The sequence below is a fragment of the Dawidia soli genome, assembly GCF_018598185.1.
Taxonomy (GTDB): Bacteria; Bacteroidota; Bacteroidia; order Cytophagales; family Cyclobacteriaceae; genus Ohtaekwangia; species Ohtaekwangia soli.
Genome location: NZ_JAHESC010000038.1, coordinates 1 through 21,491, shown reverse-complemented (window position 1 = coordinate 21,491; position 21,491 = coordinate 1). Strand labels below are relative to the sequence as shown.

General features: G+C 54.7%; 19 protein-coding genes. 15 read left to right on the top strand and 4 right to left on the bottom strand.

Annotated elements, in window-relative coordinates; all coding sequences use genetic code 11:
• Positions 1-259: 259 nt before the first annotated feature.
• The 8 genes from KK078_RS21990 to KK078_RS21955 all read left to right on the top strand — a co-directional run bounded on the left by KK078_RS21990 (position 260) and on the right by KK078_RS21955 (position 11,307).
• Entirely contained in the window at positions 260-1,396 is a 1,137-nt protein-coding gene (locus KK078_RS21990; RefSeq protein WP_254092480.1) for a cysteine desulfurase family protein, read from the top strand.
• A gap of 237 nt (positions 1,397-1,633) precedes the next feature.
• Positions 1,634-2,017 (top strand): hypothetical protein, encoded by a 384-nt coding sequence (locus tag KK078_RS21985; protein WP_254092479.1) that lies wholly within the window; start codon positions 1,634-1,636, stop codon positions 2,015-2,017.
• 30 nt (positions 2,018-2,047) lie between these two features.
• Positions 2,048-3,283, top strand: coding sequence for an MFS transporter (locus tag KK078_RS21980; protein ID WP_254092478.1), 1,236 nt, complete (start codon positions 2,048-2,050; stop codon positions 3,281-3,283).
• A gap of 29 nt (positions 3,284-3,312) precedes the next feature.
• The gene (locus tag KK078_RS21975) at positions 3,313-3,753 is read left to right on the top strand and encodes a hypothetical protein (protein ID WP_254092477.1); all 441 of its coding nucleotides are present in this window, start codon (positions 3,313-3,315) and stop codon (positions 3,751-3,753) included.
• 333 nt (positions 3,754-4,086) lie between these two features.
• Entirely contained in the window at positions 4,087-5,208 is a 1,122-nt protein-coding gene (locus tag KK078_RS21970) for a FecR family protein (RefSeq protein WP_254092476.1), read from the top strand.
• A 150-nt stretch (positions 5,209-5,358) separates the two neighbouring features.
• Positions 5,359-8,598, top strand: a complete 3,240-nt coding sequence (locus tag KK078_RS21965; RefSeq protein ID WP_254092475.1) for a SusC/RagA family TonB-linked outer membrane protein — start codon at positions 5,359-5,361, stop codon at positions 8,596-8,598.
• 11 nt (positions 8,599-8,609) lie between these two features.
• Entirely contained in the window at positions 8,610-10,007 is a 1,398-nt protein-coding gene (locus tag KK078_RS21960; protein WP_254092474.1) for a RagB/SusD family nutrient uptake outer membrane protein, read from the top strand.
• A gap of 28 nt (positions 10,008-10,035) precedes the next feature.
• Positions 10,036-11,307: a TlpA family protein disulfide reductase gene (locus KK078_RS21955; protein ID WP_254092473.1), complete on the top strand. Its 1,272-nt coding sequence runs from the start codon at positions 10,036-10,038 to the stop codon at positions 11,305-11,307.
• On the opposite strand, the gene KK078_RS21950 is transcribed toward KK078_RS21955, so the two are convergent.
• The 3 genes from KK078_RS21950 to KK078_RS21940 form a co-directional block, all read right to left on the bottom strand.
• Positions 11,273-12,370, bottom strand: a complete 1,098-nt coding sequence (locus tag KK078_RS21950; protein ID WP_254092472.1) for a hypothetical protein — start codon at positions 12,368-12,370, stop codon at positions 11,273-11,275. The genes KK078_RS21955 and KK078_RS21950 overlap by 35 nt on opposite strands.
• 405 nt (positions 12,371-12,775) lie before the next feature.
• Positions 12,776-13,231, bottom strand: coding sequence for a MauE/DoxX family redox-associated membrane protein (locus tag KK078_RS21945; protein ID WP_262898758.1), 456 nt, complete (start codon positions 13,229-13,231; stop codon positions 12,776-12,778).
• Positions 13,232-13,277: 46 nt separating this feature from the next.
• Positions 13,278-13,568, bottom strand: a complete 291-nt coding sequence (locus KK078_RS21940) for a hypothetical protein (RefSeq protein ID WP_254092470.1) — start codon at positions 13,566-13,568, stop codon at positions 13,278-13,280.
• A gap of 821 nt (positions 13,569-14,389) precedes the next feature.
• On the opposite strand from KK078_RS21940, the gene KK078_RS21935 reads away from it, so the two are divergent.
• Both KK078_RS21935 and KK078_RS21930 read left to right on the top strand, forming a co-directional pair.
• Positions 14,390-14,734 (top strand): hypothetical protein, encoded by a 345-nt coding sequence (locus KK078_RS21935; protein WP_254092469.1) that lies wholly within the window; start codon positions 14,390-14,392, stop codon positions 14,732-14,734.
• Between the two features lie 261 nt (positions 14,735-14,995).
• The gene (locus KK078_RS21930; protein ID WP_254092468.1) at positions 14,996-15,979 is read left to right on the top strand and encodes a DUF4974 domain-containing protein; all 984 of its coding nucleotides are present in this window, start codon (positions 14,996-14,998) and stop codon (positions 15,977-15,979) included.
• 113 nt (positions 15,980-16,092) lie between these two features.
• Here the strand turns inward: KK078_RS21930 and KK078_RS21925 are convergent, their stop codons facing one another.
• Positions 16,093-16,356 (bottom strand): hypothetical protein, encoded by a 264-nt coding sequence (locus KK078_RS21925; RefSeq protein WP_254092467.1) that lies wholly within the window; start codon positions 16,354-16,356, stop codon positions 16,093-16,095.
• A 735-nt stretch (positions 16,357-17,091) separates the two neighbouring features.
• Between KK078_RS21925 and KK078_RS21920 the strand changes: the two genes are divergently transcribed.
• The 5 genes from KK078_RS21920 to KK078_RS21900 all read left to right on the top strand — a co-directional run.
• Positions 17,092-18,150 (top strand): FecR family protein, encoded by a 1,059-nt coding sequence (locus KK078_RS21920; protein ID WP_254092466.1) that lies wholly within the window; start codon positions 17,092-17,094, stop codon positions 18,148-18,150.
• A gap of 282 nt (positions 18,151-18,432) precedes the next feature.
• Complete coding sequence (locus KK078_RS21915) at positions 18,433-19,725, top strand: FecR family protein (protein ID WP_254092465.1); 1,293 nt, start codon at positions 18,433-18,435, stop codon at positions 19,723-19,725.
• A gap of 179 nt (positions 19,726-19,904) precedes the next feature.
• A complete protein-coding gene (locus KK078_RS21910) occupies positions 19,905-20,420 on the top strand; it encodes a Panacea domain-containing protein (RefSeq protein ID WP_254092464.1) in 516 nt (171 codons plus the stop codon).
• Entirely contained in the window at positions 20,404-20,742 is a 339-nt protein-coding gene (locus KK078_RS21905) for a hypothetical protein (protein WP_254092463.1), read from the top strand. The genes KK078_RS21910 and KK078_RS21905 overlap by 17 nt, the downstream gene beginning before the upstream one ends.
• 361 nt (positions 20,743-21,103) lie before the next feature.
• Positions 21,104-21,491: class I SAM-dependent methyltransferase (locus KK078_RS21900; protein ID WP_254092462.1), on the top strand; the 388-nt coding region annotated here is incomplete at its 3' end.

The window sequence follows — 21,491 nt, the reverse complement described above, 5'->3', positions numbered from 1 at the left end:
TTATTGAGTGGCAGGCCGGAGTTATTAAACGGCACGGTCTGTGGCCGTAAACGTGTTGCCTGTACAACTAATCCGGTATGACGGCATCGCAAAAAATACCCGTATAAAATTTGATCGTTCGTTAGGCAAGCGACGAAAATTTCTTTACCTGCGTGAATACCAAATGATATACCGTGGTAAAATAAAGTTCCGTACAACGCCCGTTGCGCTGCCACGCCGCGTGTAATTTTAGCACACTCATTAACCCAAAAAACTGTCTATGATCTACTTGGATAATGCGGCCACCACGCCGCTCGACCCCGAGGTATTCGAGGCCATGAAGCCCTATATGCTCCACGACTTCGGCAACCCGTCGTCTACGCACAGCCATGGCCGCAAAACGCGCGCGGCGCTCGAAGCCGCACGGCAGCAAATCGCCGCGCTGCTCGGCGCCGAACCCGGCGAGATCGTCTTCACCTCGGGGGGCACCGAAGCCGACAACGCCCTGCTGTGCGGCGCCATACAGGTACACAGCGTGCAGCACGTCATCACATCCCCCCTCGAGCATCACGCGGTCAGCCATACGCTGGAGGTGCTTGCACGCCAGGGGTGGTTCAAGCTGCACCACGTCACCCTCGACGAAAAAGGCCACATCAACTTCGACGATCTTGAAACATTGCTCAAGGAAAATCCGCACGCCGTCGTCTCCCTCATGCACGCCAACAACGAGATCGGCAACCTGCTTGACATGGAGCGCGTCGGCGATCTTTGTGATTATTACCAGGCGTGGTTCCACTCCGACACGGTGCAGACCATCGGGCATCTTCGCCACGACCTGCGCCGGCTGAAAGTAGACGGCATCACCGCGGGCGCGCATAAGTTCCATGGGCCGAAAGGAGCGGGCTTTATGTTCGTGCGGAAGAAGAAACGCATCGAGCCGTTCATTCACGGCGGCGCGCAGGAGCGCAACATGCGCGGCGGAACCGAGAATGTTTACGGCGTGGTCGGCATGGCAAAAGCGCTGGAGCTGGCGTATCGCGACATGGATGCGCACGCGCGGCATATCCGGGCGTTAAAATCCCGGATGATCACGCAGCTGCGTGAAGCGATCCCGGGGGTGACGTTCCATGGCGACTCCGAGGATCTGCGTCGCAGTTTGTATACCATCCTGAATGTCTGTCTCCCGGAGTGCGATGAAAGCGGGCAACTGCTGTTTAACCTGGACCAGCAGGGCATCTCTGCGTCCGGGGGAAGCGCCTGTTCGAGCGGTGCCGTGGGAGGATCGCATGTGCTGAAGGCATTGTACCCGTCGTGTAAAGGGGCCTCGGTGCGGTTTTCGTTCAGCCGGTTTAATACGGCAGAGGATGTGGACCAGGCCGTGCGGGCGTTGGAGCAGCTTTGCTGCGTGCCAGCTTGATGAGACAGGAGGTGTGGGATTAGGGTGTGGAAGGCGGTCAGCGCCGGTATAAACGAATATATAGCCCTGAAAGGGCGTAACCCATCAGCCCAGGCTGAAGGCCTGGGTTCACCGAACGAAAGAAGACGCAGCCCTGAAGGGCGTAACAAGATCGGCGACGGGCGTGCCTCGAATTGTTACGCCCTAGTGGCTGTGGCAGAGTTTTTTACCCCGTTGTAAGTTTAAAATGCTTCGGTCATGGATCTGTATACGCAACTCGTCTGGCTTTTTGTCCTACCCATTCCCATCGCCTGCGTGGCCTGGACCGTCACGCACGAGGAGGTCTTTCGCGAGCCGCACGAGTACTGCGTGCAGCGCAGTAAGGAGAGTAAGTTACTGCTCACGCGCAAGTTCTTTTACCTCTTCACCTGCGAATATTGTTTTAGTCACTATGTAACGATCGGGGCGTTGTTCCTAACGCAGTTCCACTTATTGCTGGCGGACTGGCGGGGGTATCTGCTGGCAGGTTTTGCGCTGGTGTGGATTGCCAACGTGTACATGAGCTTGTATGCCATGATCCGGATCGACCTGAAGAAGGAGCGCATCCTGGTCAAAAAGGAAGAATCGGAAATTGAGGGCTAACCGGCCGAAACGTGTATTTTTGCCCCCGGTATGGAACGGACGGCAGAGATTTCTACAGCGGCAGCGCCAGCAGGCAGTGCGGGGGCAGCCCAACAGACAGTTTTTTCAATTCTTTTTACGATCAGCTTTTCCCACCTGCTCAACGACATGATGCAGGCGGTGATCCCGGCGGTGTACCCGCTCATGAAGGACAGCTTCCGGCTGTCCTTCACGCAGATCGGTTTGATCACGCTTACATTTCAGCTGACGGCGTCGCTGTTACAGCCGTTCGTGGGCTTTTATACAGACCGCTCGCCGCGGCCCTACTCGCTGTCCATCGGTATGGGCTTTACGCTGGTGGGGCTGGTGGCGCTGGCGTTTGCGTCCAGCTTTGGCTGGGTGCTGGTGGCAGTAGCGCTGATCGGCATGGGCTCGTCGGTGTTCCACCCCGAGTCGTCGCGGGTGGCGCATCTGGCCTCCGGCGGGCGCCGGGGGCTGGCCCAGTCGGTCTTCCAGCTGGGCGGCAACGCCGGCAGCGCCCTGGGGCCCCTGCTGGCGGCGCTCATCGTCGTGCCGCACGGGCAGGTGCACGTGCTGTGGTTTTCGGTGGCGGCGTTGCTGGCCATGGTCATCCTCTGGAAGGTAGGGGACTGGTACAAGGGACACCTGTTCATGCGTGCCAAAAAGACGGCGGCGGCCGGGGGCGACCTGGCGCCGGGGCTGTCGCGGCGCCAGGTGTACGTTGCCATCGGCATTTTGCTGGTACTGATCTTCTCGAAGTATTTCTACATGGCCAGCATGACCAACTACTTCACCTTCTTCCTGATCGACAAGTTCAGGCTGTCGGTGCAGCAGTCGCAGGTCTACCTGTTCATCTTCCTGGCCGCGGTGGCCGCGGGAACGCTGCTGGGCGGGCCGCTGGGCGACCGCTTCGGCCGCAAGTATATCATCTGGATCTCGATCCTGGGGGCGGCGCCGTTTACGCTGGCGCTGCCGTATACGTCGCTGTTCTGGACGGCCGTGCTGTCGGTCATCGTCGGGTTTATCATCGCATCGGCCTTTTCGGCCATCCTGGTCTATGCGCAGGAGCTGATGCCGGGCAAGGTGGGCATGATCGCCGGCCTGTTCTTTGGCTTTGCCTTTGGCATGGGCGGTCTGGGCTCGGCGGTGCTGGGCAAGCTGGCCGACCTGACCAGCATCGGCTATGTGTTCCGGATCTGCGCCTACCTGCCGCTGATCGGCATTGTCACCGGCCTGTTGCCCAACATCGAAGGAAAAAAAGGTTAACTTTGGAAGGACTGTAAACTGGCGTAGCTATGAAAATGAAGATGGACTATATCACCGACCCCGGGCTGGAAACCGAGCGCATCGAGTTTACGGTGCTGGAGGATTGCAACCTGATGTATTTCCTGGTATCGGACTCGAGCTACCGGCACGAGAAATATATTTCCAACCACGTGCTGCAGACCCACTGGTTCCAGCCGTGCGATGTCAGGCAGCACGACCACGTGATCTTGTATACCCGCAAGGGCCAGGACACGGTGCAGCGCAAGGGCCATAACTTCATCTATACTTTTTACCGCAACCTCGAGAACCCGGTGTGGGCCTCGCGCGACGCGGCGGTATTGTTCGAATTGAGCGGCTGGCGGACGCTGCACAAGGACACGCCGCCACCGGCGCCGAAGAAGAACTGGCTTGCAGCCCTTTTTTCGAAGAAAACGACCCGGAAAACAAAACCGGTCGTGACGCCGTCATAACGTGATCTTGAGTAAAGGTATATTTCCTTAAAACTCAAAATCGTTACGTTTCAGGGAGATAATTTTGCTGTGCGAACGCACACAAATATACTATAGGCCGATTTTTTTCATGGTTTTCCCGACATTTTAGAGCTGTTTGCAAAAAGACGGAATTTTTTCCTAAATTTCCTTATACCAGTATACCCCGCCGGGGTCTTATCAATGGATCGATGGTATCCGTCCATTTGGCAGTTAGGAACGTGTGTGCGAGATGAGATTGGGTGACAGGTTAATTGGAATTGTATGATAGAATAAACCACGGCTGCAGACTCCCGCAATATAAGTCTGCGTCTTATGCAGAAACGACTACACGAGTTGGTTAAACGCTTCCTGGAGGGTACCGCCACCCCCCGCGAACGAGAAGAGGTTTACCGGTTACTGGAAACCGATGTGATCGATGAGATCATGCAGAAGGAGCTGTATCGCTTGCAACGCAAGAATCTCGATAATCCGTTCGGGCTGTACCGCACCAGCGGCGTGGCACCCGGCGAAGTGATGGCCGCCCGCGAGCGCCACGGTCCCGAAGAGATCCTCGACGGCCGCCTGCCGGCGCACGACCAGCAAACCGCCCAGGCCGAGAACGACATCATCGAGGAGATCATTCATTTTCGTCCTCAGCCCGAATTTAAACGCATTTACCTGGCCGCCGCCGCCGTGGCCGCGCTGGTCATGGCCGTCGCCTTCTGGTGGCTGACCCAGCACAACGGCAGCGACCGCACCGCCCAGCACATCGTGCCGGCGTCGTCGGATGCCGAAAAGACCACCGCCCAGTTCACGCTCTATACGGGCAAGCACTTTGTGCGCCTGTCAGACAAGACCGCCGTCACGCTCAACAAAGACACGGAGCTGCAGGTGGCCCATACCTTCGGCACCGAAGCCCGCGAGGTGGTGCTGCGCGGCGAAGCGTACTTCGATGTACATCACGACGCCACGAAACCTTTCATCATCCACGCCAACGGCATCACTGTAAAAGTGCTCGGCACCGCGTTCAACGTGCGCGCCTACCCCGGTGCCAACAAAGTGAACGTTACCGTGATGCGCGGCCTGGTACAGGTCGGCAGCGAACAGGAAGTATATAGTCTGGTACGCCCGCACGAGCAGATCGACATCGCGCTCGATACCCACGAGTTCCTCGTGCAGGAAGCGAACCTCGACCAGACCGAAGACTGGCGCAAGCGCTTTATGATCTTTGAAGACACCCGTCTGGAAGAAGTGCTGCGCAACATCCATGATCTTTACGGCGCCGAAGTCGTGTTGCGGCAGCAGTCGTTGAAAGACTGCCCGCTGACGGCCACCTTCTCTGACGAAGCACCGCTCGAAGACGTCATTCGCGCGGTAGCGCAAGCGTACGGCATGCACTACCAGATCAGCGACGACGGTAAGAAAGTAACACTGGAGGATGGCAGCTGCCGATAGTCCGGTATCCCTTTCCTGCTCTTTTTTTGCGGTTGCAGCCGCCGGTCCGCTGGTGCCCTCTCTTCTCTATCCAACCACGGCTTTTTGTTTGTAGTTTGATCTAACCTGCACCGGGCGTATGGCCCGGTGGTAAAAAACGCAATTACCCCTATGCGCTTCTTTACTGTTGTTACGGCCCTCGCCTGGTGTACCCTGATGATCGCCCCCGTCACGCCCACCCGCGGGCAGGACGCCCTTCACACCACCTATGTCACCCTCACGGCCCGCCGGATGCCGCTGGCGCAGGCCTTCCGGCAGATCCAGCAGAAGACCGGGCTGCTGTTTGTGTACCAGCCGGGGCTGGTGGATGTGTACAAGGATGTGCAGGTGCCAGAGGGAAGGTTTACGGTGGCGCAGGCGTTGGATAGCGTGTTGGTAGGCACGTATCTGGACTTTACGGAGAGCAACCGGAATATTATTGTGTTTAAGAAGCCGGTGTTGCTGAAGGTTAGGGGAAGGGTGACCGAGCGGGAATCCGGAGAACCCTTGCCGGGCGTGAGTGTAGCGGTAAAAGATACAGACCGCGGCACGTATACAGACGAGGATGGCCGGTTTACGCTCGAGGCCCTGAGCGACGACGTGCTGCTTTTTTCGTTTACGGCACGTGTGTCGCGTGAGATCAAAGTAAACAATGCCACGGAATTTGACGTAACGCTGGAGCCGCAGCAGTTGGGCGAGGTGTTGATCAATGCGGGGTACTATCAAATACCGACGCAGTACCAGGTGGGCAACATTTCCAGCATGACGGAAGAAGCGATCGCCAATCAAACGGTAACCAATCCATTACAGGCGATGCAAGGGCGCATGGCCGGCGTATACATCGAACAGACCTCGGGGTTGCCGGGGGCGGGGTATACCATCCGTGTGCGCGGTCGTAACAGTTTGCGCGATGATGGCAACGAACCGCTTTACATTATCGACGGTGTGCCGTATCCAAATCAGCCGTATTCCTCCGTTTCCGTGAGCGGCGATGTGCTGGGACCTAAGCCCAGTCCGCTGGCCTCTATCAATCCTGCGGCCATTGAACGCATCGATGTATTAAAGGATGCCGATGCTACGACGATCTACGGCTCACGCGGAGCAAACGGTGTGGTACTGATCAAGACGCGTCGCGCGTCGCCCCGGGAGACCTCCATCGATATGAATGTCTACCAGGGCTTCAGTGAGGTGCCGCATTTCATGGATCTGTTGAACTCGAAACAGTGGATCGAGATGCGAAAAGAGGCTTTTGTCAATGACAACGCAACGATGACCAAAAGCAATGCCCGCGATCTGCTGGTGTGGGATACGACCCGGTATACCGATTGGCAAAAGGAGCTTATCGGTGGTCGCGCCCGCGTTACCAGCGGCACTCTGTCGCTGAGCGGCGGCGTAAAAAATACGCGCTTTTTGTTTGGGGGCACCTACTATAAAGAAGGCTCCGTATTTCCGGGAGATTTCGGGTATAATCGTGTGTCGGGGCTGGTGAATTTATCGCATCATTCCGAGAACGACCGTTTTAACGTCGTGTTTTCTGTAAACTATATCAACGAAAAAAATGAGCTTCCCAGTACAGACCTCACGGTCCAGGCCATCACGCTGGCGCCAGTAGCCCCGCCGGTATACGACAGCTTGGGTAAGCTGAATTGGCAGAATTCTACGTGGATCAATCCCTATTCGTACTTGTTACGGACCTATTCGGCGCTCACCAAATCGTTGTTGTCAAGCGCCACGGTGTCTTATCGCGTGTGGAAAGGCTTTTCGCTCAAAGCTGATATGGGCTACACGGCGATCAACCGGGAAGAGGTATTGTTGACCCCGATCCGGTCCTACAACCCGGCAAACGCGCTTGTGACCGGAGCAAATTTTACGGCTCGTCCGCAGATCACCACATGGAACCTAGAGCCCCAGCTGGAATACCGGGGCTCTATCGGAAAGGGTAAGCTGGAGGCACTCATCGGGGCGACCTTCCAAAAAACCGTAACAGAGAGCACCACGCTTTTTGCAGGCGGGTATACCAGCGATGCGCTCATCATGAACCTTGCGGTTGCTCCGGAATTGGCGGTGTACGAGCCGGTATATGAAGATTATCGGTACAACGCCCTTTTCGGTCGTTTGAACTATATCTGGGACAGAAAATATATAATCAATTTAACCGCCCGGCGCGACGGCTCGAGCCGTTTTGGGCCGGAGCGGCAATTTGCCAATTTCGGTGCCGCCGGTGTGGGCTGGATCTTTACGCAGGAACCCCTGATCGGCGACAATTTGACCTGGCTTAGCTTTGGTAAACTGCGGGTTTCCTACGGGATAGCTGGAAATGACCAGATGCCGGATTATGAATTCATGGATTCGTACAGTCCCACGTTCTACTTGTATAATGGTCAGCCTTCCATCATTCCGTCACGGCTGGCAAACCCTGAGTATTCCTGGGAGAACAACCGAAAACTGGAAACAGGCCTGAACCTGGGGTTCCTGAAAAACCGGGTGACGTTCGATGCCTCGTGGTACAGGAACCGTTCTTCGCGGCAGCTGGTAGGGCGCCCGTTACCCGACATTACCGGCTTTGCCAGCGTTCGCTACAACCTGCCGGCCACTGTAGAGAACAGGGGGGTTGAGCTGCAGGGTTATGCCAAGTTGCTGGAGCGCGAGGAGCTGTCCTGGTCCACGTCGTTTAACATATCCTTTCCCTCCAGTAAACTACTGGAATTTGAGGATTTGGAGAAATATGTCGATTTCCGGAGTAAGTATGTGCTGGGCAAATCGCTTGACATAGCCCCCCGATTTAAATCGCTGGGTGTAAATCCCGCTAACGGGCTATATCAGTTTGAAGGCATTGAACCAGGCACAAGCGAATATGAATTAACGGACCTTGTTGCGCAAAAACGGCTGGGCATCCGTTATTTCGGAGGATGGCAAAATACCGTTACGTATGGTTCTTTCCAGCTCGACTTTTTATTTCAGTTCGTAAATCAGACGGTGTTTGGCTACCTGCGCTCGTTTTATAACATGCCCGGCAGTCGTGTGTCGAACCAACCCGTACAGGTGATGGATCGTTGGCAAAACGATGGTGACATTGCATCCGTGCAGCGATTTTCACAGAACCCGTTGCTGGCGGAGATCCACCGCTTGCAGGGCGATTCTGATCAAAACATTGTCGACGGCTCGTTCGTGCGACTCAAAACAGTGTCGCTTTCGTATAACCTGGCCACGCCATTGCTGAATCGCCTGCGGCTTCAAAAACTGCGGGTCTATGTGCAGGGACAGAATTTGTTCACCGCTACCGACTACATCGGGTTTGATCCCGAAAACGCGACGGCAACCGTACTTCCTCCGCTGCGCTCTATCGCCGGCGGCCTACAAGTAACCTTTTAAACCGAATAACGATGAAGACCGAAACACGTTGCTCCCAGGTAAAGCCGCTTTCCCGCATACTGATGTTGGCGGTGATCGTCGTACTGTCGGCTTGTGTCGATTTCGTACAGGTGGGCAATCCGCGAACAGAAGTTACCAGTCGCGTGGTATACCAGGATGATGCCACGGCCACGGCGGCCGTACTCGGGATCTATTCCGAGATGGCCAGTTCACCTGTCTTTACTTCTGTCTCCCTGGCGATGTTCACGGGATTGTCGAGCGATGAATTCGTGGCGTACTACGACGAATTCCGGGGGTTCGAACAAAACAGCCTGACACCGGGTGTTGCGAGGCTTCGCAGCGATTTCTGGTTGCCGGCGTATAAATATATATACTATGCCAATGCGGTGATCGAGGGCCTTCGCGACAATACCGCCATTTCGCCGCGGGTGGATAGCCTGCTGACGGGCGAGGCATATTTTATCCGGGCCTTTTGCAATTTTCATCTCACGAATCTGTTTGGACCGCTTCCGTTGGTCAATACGACAGATTTCCGGATCAACGAATTTTTGCCGCGTGTGCCGCAGGACGAGGTGTATGCCTTGATCGAACAGGATCTATTGATCGCCCGTGCATACCTGCCCTCCGATTTTTCGGCGGGAAAGGGAGAGCGTATCCGCGCTACGACCTGGGCGGCGAGCGCGTTGCTGGCACGTCTTTACCTTTATCGTCAACGCTGGGCCGAAGCAGAGGCTGAGGCTACGCGCTTACTGGAGGCCAGTGGTGGGCTGTTTTCTTTGCCGCCCGTAGCCGAGGCGTTTCTATTTTCTTCCCCGGAAGCTATTTGGCAGTTAAAACCGTGGCCGGCGGGGGCTTTCGAGGCGACGCATTTTCTTATTCCCGAGGGGGCCTTCTACAGCGACGTATCGCTTCGTACCGATATGCTGCGGATTCATGGCGAGAACGACTCCCGTCGCCAATGGCGACAATACACCGTAACACCCGATGGCGATACGTTGGTATATCCCTATAAATACACGTCGCCGTACGAACCTATGGAATATCACATCGAATTTCGCCTAGCCGAGCAATACCTGATCCGGGCAGAAGCGCGGGCGCAGCAAGAAAACCTAGAAGGTGCCCTGGCCGATGTCGATGCTATCCGCGACCGGGCGGGCATTGAGCACTTGCAGGATAACGGTACGGCCTGGACACAGCCGCTCGTGCTTGACAGTATCCTTGCCGAGCGGAGACGCGAGCTGTTCACAGAGGGTCATCGTTGGTTCGATTTGCTACGGACGGGCCAGGCGAAGGCTGTTTTGGAGGTGTTGGATGGGAAAGATTGGCAGGATACGGACGCGTTATATCCCGTGCCGGAATCCGAGATCAAGAACAACCCGAACCTGGAACCTCAAAACGATGGCTATTGACATCACCCGGTTCCGGGGGATTGCCCTAATGGGAATCCTACTGCACGCGACGGTGATGGCGGGCAGTGCCGGACGTCCGCTGAAAGTGGGGGACAAGATGCCGGAATATACCTTTATCAACCTGATCCAATATCCTTCACCTACTGTGCGCACATCCGATTTTCGGGGCAAGCTATTGTTGCTGGATTTCTGGGCTACCGGTTGTACGGCGTGTGTGGAATCCTGGCCGAAGCTGGAGCGTCTCCAGCAGGAGTTTGCTGGAAAGATCCAGATACTCCTGATCAATCCGTGGCAGAACAAAACAGTTGTGCAGCCCCTCATCGAGCGGCGACGGGCGGTGGGGGTGGTGGATCTGACATTGCCCTCGGTCTGCCAGGACAGCAATTTATTGCAACTGTTCCGGGTGGAAAGCGTGCCGCACGTCGTGTGGATCGACGCGGGCGGGGTGATCCGGTCGATCTCCTTCGGTACCGAGCTGAACGCGGCCAACATCCGGTCGATGCTGGCGGGAGCGCCGGTTACCATGCGGCAGAAGGAGTATCACGGAGAGCTATCCGCTTTGCCCACGACGCCAGACGATCATGTCTTGTGGCAAAGCACGTTTTCCGCCTATCGATCTACGATGGGCATGACGGTGGATGCGTTTGCCCGGCCGGAGACAGGGTATTTACTACGCGCCATAAATCTTTCGATAAGCGACCTGTACAACTATGCGTATAGCCGCCAAACCGATCGATATGGTTATCTGCGCTTTACGCCGCGAAGCAAGGTACAGCTCGCGACGCGCGACTCCGTTCGTTGCCGGGCGAATAGCGGTACTGTCGTGGATACGGAGAACCGATTTTGCTATGAGCTGGTGTCCGGTCGCCCCACAGACTTACCAGCCTTGCAGGCGCGGATGCGATATGATCTGCAAGGACAATTTCCCTACCAGGTGCAGTGGCAAAAGCAAATAAAACGGTGTTTGGTATTTAGCGTAACCGACACCGCCAGGATGGGGTATAAAGAGGGACGTCGTGCCTTGCTCATAAACGATGCGGATTTTCAGGTAAACAACGTTACCGTATCCGACCTTATCCAATGCCTCGAAGACCTTACCTTATACGGAGCCGGTCCATACCCCCTGGTAGACGAAACAAATTTCCACGGAAGGATTGGAGGGATTCAACTCGTTACCAATGTTTACGATGTTGAAAGCCTTCGCCGCGCGCTCTTGCCACACGGCCTGTCTATACAATGGGCGGACCGCACCGTGGAGGTGCTGGTTATAAGCGATCGGGTGGAAAGTACCGATCGTTGAGCTGATAGGCGATCAGATAATGATCGTATAATGCATACAGCGTGCGGCCGTATACACGAAAACTTTTCACCTTTTCGTTTCCATGATTGGTTAAATAGAAGCTAAACCGGTACCGGTCGCGTTCTTTTTGTGTGAGATCGTATACATCGACAACTCCCCCCAGGTTAAACATCTCTTCGCTCTCGTTGCTGGCGCGAAGGCCCGAATGTACAAACAGATAGGGGCCGGCCACGGCGCTGCCGTGATTGACGGTCATCGGAGGCGATGCGAGCGTGATCGTGGAACCTTTTGCGTAAGAGCCTACCTTGATTTGCGCATGTGCGGTTGTGTCGATCGTACGGCCTTGCTCCAATACCCGTAAGGTTGTATCCATGCGGATATACGCATTGCGGTAGTGATAGAGATAGATGAGTTCGTGGGTGGTGTTATTGTATTGCAGCATGCCGTCGGTGCAGAACAGACCATCTATTTGTTTTTGTAAAATGGTGGTGTCGAACTGTACGGGCTGCGCGGCAGAGCGCTCGCGGCCCAGGGCATATTCGCGATTGGCCATGACGGAGCGGATCGCCAGGGACGAGGGCCCGATGGGTACCGCTTCGGTAAAATAGGCGCTGTCATACATAAATTTACCGGCGCGCCAGTCGTATATGTTCCCGCGGAACAGGGCCGGGGCGATGCCGTCCAGCATGTAGAAATAAGGCGTGTCGATGACGACGGTGATACGTTTGAGCATTTCGAGCGGATACTGCAGCTTCAGTTTAATGTGTTGCGTGTCTGCCAGCGTAGCAGGTACTGCCAGGAGGTGAAATGGCGCGCTGATGTTGCCAAGATAGACGGTGTCGGCGGCATGGCCGGCAAAGTAATAGGTGTTATAACCCACTGGCAGCACGTTGCCGGGAAGCACGGGGTGAGGCGGAAACAGCCGGACAAAACCGTTGTCACGCCGGTTGGCGTGGTCGGCTATAAAATATAAAATGATGACACTCAGTGTTCCGGCGAGGGTCAGTGCTGCCAGGGTAACCCATGCTTTCCGCACAGGTGAGTTGACGAACATTAGGCGCATGTATTACTGGTTGGGACTGGGATCAATGGGGGGTGGTTCCGTGCCAGTGGGGCGATATACCGGGGTCGTGCAGGTAGTTCCGACCCGATTATCAAATCCGGGCACCAGGGATTTGCCTACAAGGATTGTGCATCGCGTTGTCGACGTGCCGCCGCAAGTGCCCTGCAGGGTACCCTCCTCACATTGACCCGTGTCAGGGTTTATACCGTAAAATGGAATTGGTAGATCCGGCCGCGGGGCTAACGCGCACCCGATGGCAATGACAAAGCCTGCTGCGGGAAGAAGGAAATTGGAGTTCTTCATACAATTAGTTGGTTAGATGAGTAAAGCGCCTACTCGGTTGTCGGGTTTTCGGCATGGCCCGCAGGGATCTGTTTTTTTCATGTCAGTTTCGAAGGGAGGGCCTTATCCTTCGGCGGGCTGTGGGGTGGGTGGTGGTGCGGCAGGAGTATGTTCTTTGTGCACCTGCAGCACAATGGCGATGCCGCAAAGCGCAACAAAGAACAAATTGAAGATCAGGTGTTCGGTCCATCCCAGTTTCTGAAGCACTCCGCCGCAGGAACAGGGAATATATTCGCTGAAACGGGTGATGGCAATGATATACGCAGTGAAAATGACCATTAAGGTATAGGAACCATAGAGACCGTACAGGCGCCAACGGGGAATCGAAATCATCGCGGCCAGTACGATCTCTAATGTCGGAATGGCCCAGGCTACGGTGCCGGCAAACGCCGTAAGGAGGGGAGACTGTGACAGTTGGACGGTAAACTTGTCATACTCCAGCAGCTTACTGAGCGCAGCATAGGTAAAAAGGATGATAACCAAAAAAACGGTAAGATCAATTAACTTGTAACGACTCATCATAGGCCTGGAAATGTGATGCTGAATATACAGCTTTATACTAAACTTACGGGCGCCGGATGGCTAAAATACAAAGCGGTAAGCTTAGCGGTGTAACGTACGCCCGGGCGATCTCAAAATCTTCGCCGTCCGGGTCTAGCCATACGGTGCATTGCGGGCCGGCGTTCGTCAGGGCGCAGTTTGGCTCAAAGGTTTCGTCTGCCCGGATGCAAAGACCACTCGAGTCGAGTGCATAGAGGGTCAGAATGGCGCTGTTTTCTTGCCTTTGACTCATCACAGAGCCGGCAACGGCCAACGAAAAGGCCGATGAAGTGATCAGGAGATTAGATAGTCTCATAATTATCAGGGGTTTATGTGTATAACTGTTTTAACAATACCCCGGTGGGGCTCCAAGGGTACCCAAAGGTGGTGATAAGAGTTTCCCCAATGTTGACAATCTTTTAGCTTATCGGGAGCATTTTTTCCTTAAAACGGACAAAACCTCATGTATTTTGTGGAAAACTAGGTCGATAACTGCGAGAATTAGGGAAATAATTAGGTATAAAAAATGCCTGACCCACGGTATGGATCAGGCATCCCGGCAAACCAAGAAGGGCTTTGCGGCTAATTCGGACGAAACGCCGGTCTTGCGCAAACGGTCGCTACCTTGTGTTCAAATGCAAAGACTATGTTATCGTCAATATCCACTAAGCAGCGTACGTTTGATTGCCCCCCGCAAGGCCCCACGGGCTCTCCCCGCTCACACAGTCCTGTATCGGGGTTAGTCCCATAGAGAAAAGGTGGCGGGAAGGCCTCCGATTGTGAGCACAAGATGGAGGCAATGGAGACGATAAGCGCCGTGGTCACTAACATGAGATTTTTCATATAAGTAAGGTTTAGGTGAGGCTAGAATCAATTCGGGAGCAACGCCAAGACGCAGCATAGTTTCCATCAGGAATATACCGTATTCTTCCCGAAAACGGACAAAATTTTACGTTAGCGGGAGCATTTTGCTTCCGGATATACATCCGTGGAAGAAATGTATTTAATTTACTTGTACCAACGCATCGCCTTAAGCTCTTATAGGAGAGTAACAGCGCTGCAGGCACTGTCTGGCTTGTAGTTCTCCGGGGTATTCTTCCGTAGTTGAAGAGGCCTGTTCCCATAATCTATTCACATATGAGATCGTATCAAATTAAGGCGATGGGTTCGTCCGAAGAGGCTATTCATGACTTTGCGGATGTGCTGGAGGAGGATGGGCTGAATATCGGCGTGTCGTTGGTAAACATGGAGACCGGGCACGGTACCGACCAGGATGAGCAGGGCGCGCGGATCGTCGAGCTCACGTGGACCACCGGCGAGGTATGCCCGGTGCCGCTTGGCGTGTTTACCGAGTATGTCTTCGAGCGGCTCAAGGCGCGCTTTGGTGATGGTGGTGAGCGTTTTACAAAAGAAGAGGTCGACGGCTTTGTTGGGATTGTCGATGCACAGAACGGTGCTCGTATTGTTTTTGCTACTGCGTAAAGAAAATATAATACTCTGTATAGGGTATACCTGTCTGTATTTTTATACTCTATATATTGTGAAGGGTTTACAGTTCTTGTAACCCCGTTGCTTGTATTTAGAAATATTCTTTATAAAACTGTACAAAACATTATACCGTCGCCCTTTTTAGGACTCTTATCTATGAGATGATCTTGAATGATCCCGTTCGAAGTCTCGAATGGCGTTCATGTTTATCTATGACGTTTGGAATAAGATATATTCTAAAAAAGGTTAACCTTCATGGGAAACAAAGACTCTAATAGCCCTGACGACAACAATGAGCGTCCGGTGGTGAACTATTATCGCATTATTTCACTATTCAGTCTTTTTAGCCATGGTAATAACAATGGCAATAATAGTGGTAATGGCTCCTTTGTCAATCATTCGACACAAGTGAAGAATAGCGGGAGAGATGTTGAGGTGAAACTCTCCGGAAAGGAAGCGAAAGTTCGTGGTGCAGTACCGAGACGTCGTCGTTCCGCCGCGATCTGGGGTGTGCATGTGATCATAACATTCCTTTTGGTTACCGGCACGCCCGAAGCAACGCTTGTGATCATGCTGCCGGAAAGGGAGAATGAGTTTACCGTTCTTCGCGGGTATGCTACGTGCAAGCTTCCCAATGGTACGAAAGTTACCTTACCGAAAGGAAGCATAATTCGCTATATCGCGGCGGGATTTGAAGGTTGTGGCGAGGTATTCCTAAGCGGCGAAGCGTCTTTTGCGATTCCTTCGAATGTAACTACGCCGCTGATCATTCGCAGCCAAAATGGCACGATGCTAACCGTTGTGATGGATAAAGTCTCGGCCCGAAATGCCTTCGAGTCGATGAAGATTGTGGTGACCGAGCGTGGCGAAGTGATAGTATTTGACGAATCGCGTACAGTTCGTGGGCGCGTTGAGACGGGAGAAAAGGCCGAATATTATCTGGATATCGATGAAATCAAAGTTATAGAACGTGGCGAGGTACCTACTCTGCAGTTTGATAACGTCACGTTGGCCGAGGTAGCCTTAATATTGGGGAAGGAGTTTGATATCGAAATTGTGGCTGAAGCTTCGGTTAGGGAGTGTCGCGTTCATGCAGCGTTCTATAAGAATGGACTGAAATTAACGAAAGTGCTGACCGATCTGAGGATGGTAACGAACCAGGGCATGGAATATAGTTTCTCTGCAGACGGCAGGAGTATAACACTTAAGGGCCAGTGCAACGGAAGCGACAATCCTTGAGGTGCTGTCCAATAACCCTCACCCCGCAAGCCGCCCTCCCGTATTCGGGAAGGACGGCCAGGCAGGGGTTAGTTTAGGTTAAGGGATAAGTCTATAGAAATGGGTTTATGGCGTCAATGATGGGTGAGCTGCTGCGAGCCATCTTGTGCCACCGCAGCCGAATAGGTACGGTAAATGTATTGATAGGCGTTACCCCCTACGAACGCCACGCACCAGACGGGCTCGTTCAGGCGACATTCATCGGTGATCGAAACTTCCAGGATGGTGCCGTCGGGCTTGCGTGCATAGCCGGTGATGTTGGGAAGGGTGGAGGCGTACAGGCTGCCGGCGACGGCAATCGCGAAAGCCAGCGTCGGGAGAATGGCGTTCTTTTTCATACCAGGGGGTCTGTTTGTTTGTCTATTTAGTCCGGACCCCGTACAGGCTGATGCAAGCAAAAGGGGATCCGTATTCCTGAGCATTTCTAATTTCAACGAGCACATCGTTCAGTCCTACGGATCCCTGCATTTGCCTGCTGGTTGGTTAGGAGTAAAGCCACATTGTAGTTACGATCAATCAAAAGGGTAAGGGACTTCTAACCAAACATTTTCATCCGGTTGTACGAGTATCACCGGTAGGCTTCGCTTTACTGCCGCCGCCCGCGGCAGGGCTAACCATACGATAAAGATACTCAGTATTGTTTCCTGAATGTTGACGAAAGTTTACGTTGGCGGGAGCATTTCACTAAAAACGCCGGTTTCTGGTATGACAAAAAGCCCGTTTTGCTTAAAAAACGGCCAGGCTTTGCTCTGCCATCCATTGGCCGCGCCACGCTTCCGAAAATGGTATAAGACTTGAAAATGGCCGGCAGAAAGTATAGATTTAGGTTACTATACTTCTCCGCGCGTGGCGGAAATACGGGAAAATCAGCCGTCTGTCGAACGAGCCGAAAATACTCCCGTATTCTTCTTATACCATGCGCCTGTACGAGTGTCTCTATCAAAGAACGCTCACGGCTACGTGAGTTTGGTTGCGTGCGTACAGCACGCTCTGCAGACGGTTTCTCGTACGGATGGAAGGAATCTAATCGTTAACCTGGGGCAGGGGCCCGCAATTCCCTGTAACAAATGGATATGGATGAGGCAGCAAAAGTAGATCTGGTACGGCGTTTCCTGGACAATACGCTCGATCCCGCCGAACGGCAGGGGGTAATGGCCATGCTGCGCACCGGCGCGGGAAACGTGGAGGAGATCCTGCGGATGGAGCTCGACCGCCGCTTTATGGGGTATTTCGACGACCCGGCAACCCTGCCACTCTCCGCCGACGAGCGGCGCCGCGGCGACCATGCGCGGCGGCGCGTCTATAAAAAGATCATGCGGCCGGCCGCCAAACGCCGCTGGCTCGAGCTCTGGCACCTGCAGGTGGCCGCGGCCTGTATCATTACGCTGCTGGTGACGGGCAGCTGGATCTTCCGCAAATCCAGCCATACCAACGTGCTGCCCGGTCCGCTGCTGACCGAGCTCAAGGTTTACCAGGGCAAACAGCCCATCTACCTGCCCGACGGCAGCATTGTGGTCTTAAAACCCGGCAGCGAGCTGCAGTTCAACGCCGCGGACTTTGGCAAAAAAGAACGTGTCGTAAAGCTCGACGGCGAGGCCTTCTTCGATATTCACCACGACGCGGCCCATCCCTTTATCGTGCAGACGGCCACCATCGCCACGCGCGTGCTGGGTACCTCCTTTAATGTGCGCACATTCCGCGATCATCGCCAGGCAGAAGTTGCGGTAACCCGCGGCCTGGTAGAGGTGCACCATGTCGTGGAGGGAAAATCGTTTGGTAAAGTAGCGCCGGGCGAATTGCTGGTAGTCGACCTGGAGACGAACACGGCCCGGAAGCAGGCCATCGACCACAACTCCGCCGTGTGGCGGCAGCACCTGGTGGTCTTTAATAATGTCAAGATGGAGTCGGCGGCGCGGATGCTCGAAGAGCGGTTTTCGGTACACATCGCGTTCGATCACGAGGGGCTGAAACAATGCGAGCCGTTTACGGCAGCCTTCTATCCGTCAGACGACCTGGACCAGGTGCTGACGGCGATCATGAAATTGTATACTACAAACGCCCGTAAAAAAGGGTATACACACGACGCGGTGCACAAAAGCGTTGTGTTGCACAGTGCGTGCCGTCAGTATTAGTATTGAAAAGGCCCTCGATCCCGTATCCTGTCCGTTAACGGGGAAATGTCCGCTGCATTTCCCTGATATTTATATATATACCACGTTTGAAATATCGAAAAATAGTTACATTTTGCCTGTGTTATTAATGAAGAACGGGCTGAGGCCGAACGGTGTGCACTACAGGATCATTTCCCTGATCGTTGGGTGTAGAGGTGTTTCTGATCTGCGTCAGAAATTTAGAACGACCGAAGTATAGCAAAAAAACGAGGTTGACAGGGCGCCTGGAAAAGTCCTGCGTTTATGGAAAATATATCGATGGAAGACTTGGTGCGTCGTTTCCTGGACGACACCGCCACGCCCGCCGAGCGCGACCGGGTATATATCCTGCTGGCATCCGGCACGGCCGACCAGGTCATGGGCGAAGAGCTCTACCGCGAGGCCCGGTACCGCATTGAAAACCCGCAGGCTACCGTTGCGCCGCCGGTGCCACCCATGGAAGCACGCCAGGCGGCCACCGCCCGCGCGCGTGTGTGGGACCGCATGAAGGCCGGGCGCACGCTGACGGACGACGTCGTCGATCGTTTTCCGGAAAACAATACCGCCGCCGAGCGCGACCAGGTCTATAGCATCCTGGCGGGCGGCGACCCCGACGATGTACGTTCCGGCGACGAGGTCATCGGCGCGGCCTTTTACCGCGAGGTGATGGCCACGCTGGACAACCCGCCTATACAATTGCTGACACCCCAGGAAGCGCGCCGTTCGGCGCGGCGCCGCGACCGTGTCTGGAAAAATATTATGGAGCCCCAACCATTGCCGCTCAACCGCTCGCAGGGTCTTATGATCGCTGCGGCGGTGGCCGGCTTATTGCTGATGGCCTCGTGGCTCTTCAACCTATGGCACTCCAGCCCCGTGTATACGCCCGTAATCCGCACGTGCGATGCCGGCGCCGAAGTCTACCAGGACAAACAATTCCTACGGCTGCCCGACCACAGCGCCGTCACCCTCAACAACCAGACGCGCCTGTGCTACGGCCCGAACTTTACGCAGGGCTACGCCCGCGAGGTGGTGCTGGAGGGCGAAGCGTATTTCGACATCGCCCACGACGCCACGCGTCCGTTCGTCATCCATACCCAGGGCGTCACGATCCAGGTGCTCGGCACGGCGTTCAACGTAGAAGCCTTTACGGGCCGGCCCAGCGTGGTCGTGACCGTGGCCCGCGGTCGCGTGCGCGTAAGCAGCGACCAATACGTACACGGCGAGATCACGGCCGGCCAGCAGCTGATCGTCGACACGCGCACCCACCGCGCCATGGTGACCACGATCGACCCCGCCTACGCGCAGCGTTGGACCGACGACATGCTCGTCTTCGACGGCATCACGCTGGACAGCGTCGCGCGCCTGCTCGAAGCCCGCTTCCAAACCCGGATCACCGTGGCCGCCGGCGTAAAACACTGCGACGTAAAAGCCGTCTTCCAGGACGACCAGGTAAACCTGCAACACATTCTGAAAACCCTCCAGACGCTGCTGCCGCAGCTGGAACAGCGCACACGCCAGAAAGGCGAGCTGGAACTGTATGGATCGGGGTGTGAGTAGACACAGGGGATCAGACGAGCGTGCGTGTAGGAGGGAGGAGGATTGGAAATGCGGGGAGCATGGGTTCTAAATTATCCTTTGGAAGTAAGTATATTATACCGGATCAATTTTGTTGGTTATATATTTTTTGTGTGACATTCACGTATTGTTTGTAATAGTTGATCTTAACGAATCGATGTATGTATAAGCCGCTGGCAGTTGCGAATTTCTTTATTGAAAAATCATTGGAAACCGGAGTAGAGCTAACCCCCATGAAGCTGGTCAAGCTTTTGTATATCGCGCATGGGTGGTACCTGGGGCTGGCCGGAAGGCCGTTATTGACCGAGGCCGTGCAGGCCTGGAAATATGGCCCGGTGGTGATGTCGATCTACCATGTTTTTAAGAAATATGGAGACCGGCAGATCATGTCCCTTGAATCTGATCTCGATGGGCGGAGCATGGCTGTTCCCACCGTCGAGGATGCCGAGATGGCCAAATTTCTGAACAGGATCTGGGATGTGTATAAGGGATATTCTGGTCCGCAGCTGTCCACGCTTACACACGAGGCCGGCTCGCCCTGGGACATTACCTGGAATAAAAACGGTGGAAAGCATCAGGCCTCTACGTTTATTCCCAACGATCTGATCGCTACGTTTTACCGCCAGAAGGGAGAAGAAAACAACCCGCGCAACAGCACCTATGACTCGCCACATTGATCTTGAAAAGGTTGGCGAAAAACTGGCTACTGATGTTGTTGCCCACGATGATGTCACCAACCTGGAAGTAAGGAAGAAGTTTTCGGATAATAAGCGGGACGAGGAGATCAAGAATACCCTGCATGTCACGTTCAAATCCTTCATCTATGTTGCCGCGGTTACCCTGATGTGCATTTTTTTGGTGCGGATGTTGCACCTGGCATTGCCGGAGCAGTGCTTCTGGCTGACGCCGGATCAGATCCAGGGGATTGATAAGATCTTTTTCAGTAGTGCTATCGGGGGATTTATTGCGAGTTATTTTAATAAGTATAAGAATGTGTAGCGGCTTTTCGGGTTGTGGGAGTTTGAAGATTGGTTTGTTGCTTAGCTGGGGAGTTGTATGGTTGCCCAGGTTACGCCGTTACCGTTGGGGGTCGGAGCCCCCCGCCATGCTGGGGCCGTCCCGATGGCTATCGGTACGCCCTCCCTTCGGTCGGAAGACTTGAACCAGTCGTTGCTTTTGCGCGCTGCGCGCACGTTGCTTTTACTATTCCGCATGTGGTGAACTTTTTGTATTCTTGTCGCATCAACAGAGCCTGATAAAAATATACCCGGCCGTTGCACCATTCCGGCAGCGGCCTTTTCTCGCGGCATTTTCCCGCCGTGAGCCCGAAAATTCATGTGTATATTTTTACTGATCTACTATGTCGCTTATCGACAAATCCATTCTTGATTTTTATACCCAACACTCCGAAGACACCCGCCTCCAGGTAGGCCTGGGTCCGCTGGAGCTGGAACGCAATAAGGACCTGATCGTCCGCTACCTGCCCGACTACCCCTGCCGTATTGCCGACGTGGGCGGCGGCACCGGGCACTATGCCCACTGGCTGGCCTCGCTGGGCCACACCGTCACCCTGATCGACCCCGTGCCGCGCCACCTGGTGCAGGCCCGCCGCAAGGCCGCCCGCGCGCGGCGTTCGTTCGACTGTGTGCTGGGGGAAGCGCGGCGGCTGCCGCTTTCCAGGGCCGCTGTGGACGTTGTGATCCTGCACGGGCCCTGTCTCTTTTACGCCTCTCCGAGCCCACCAGACT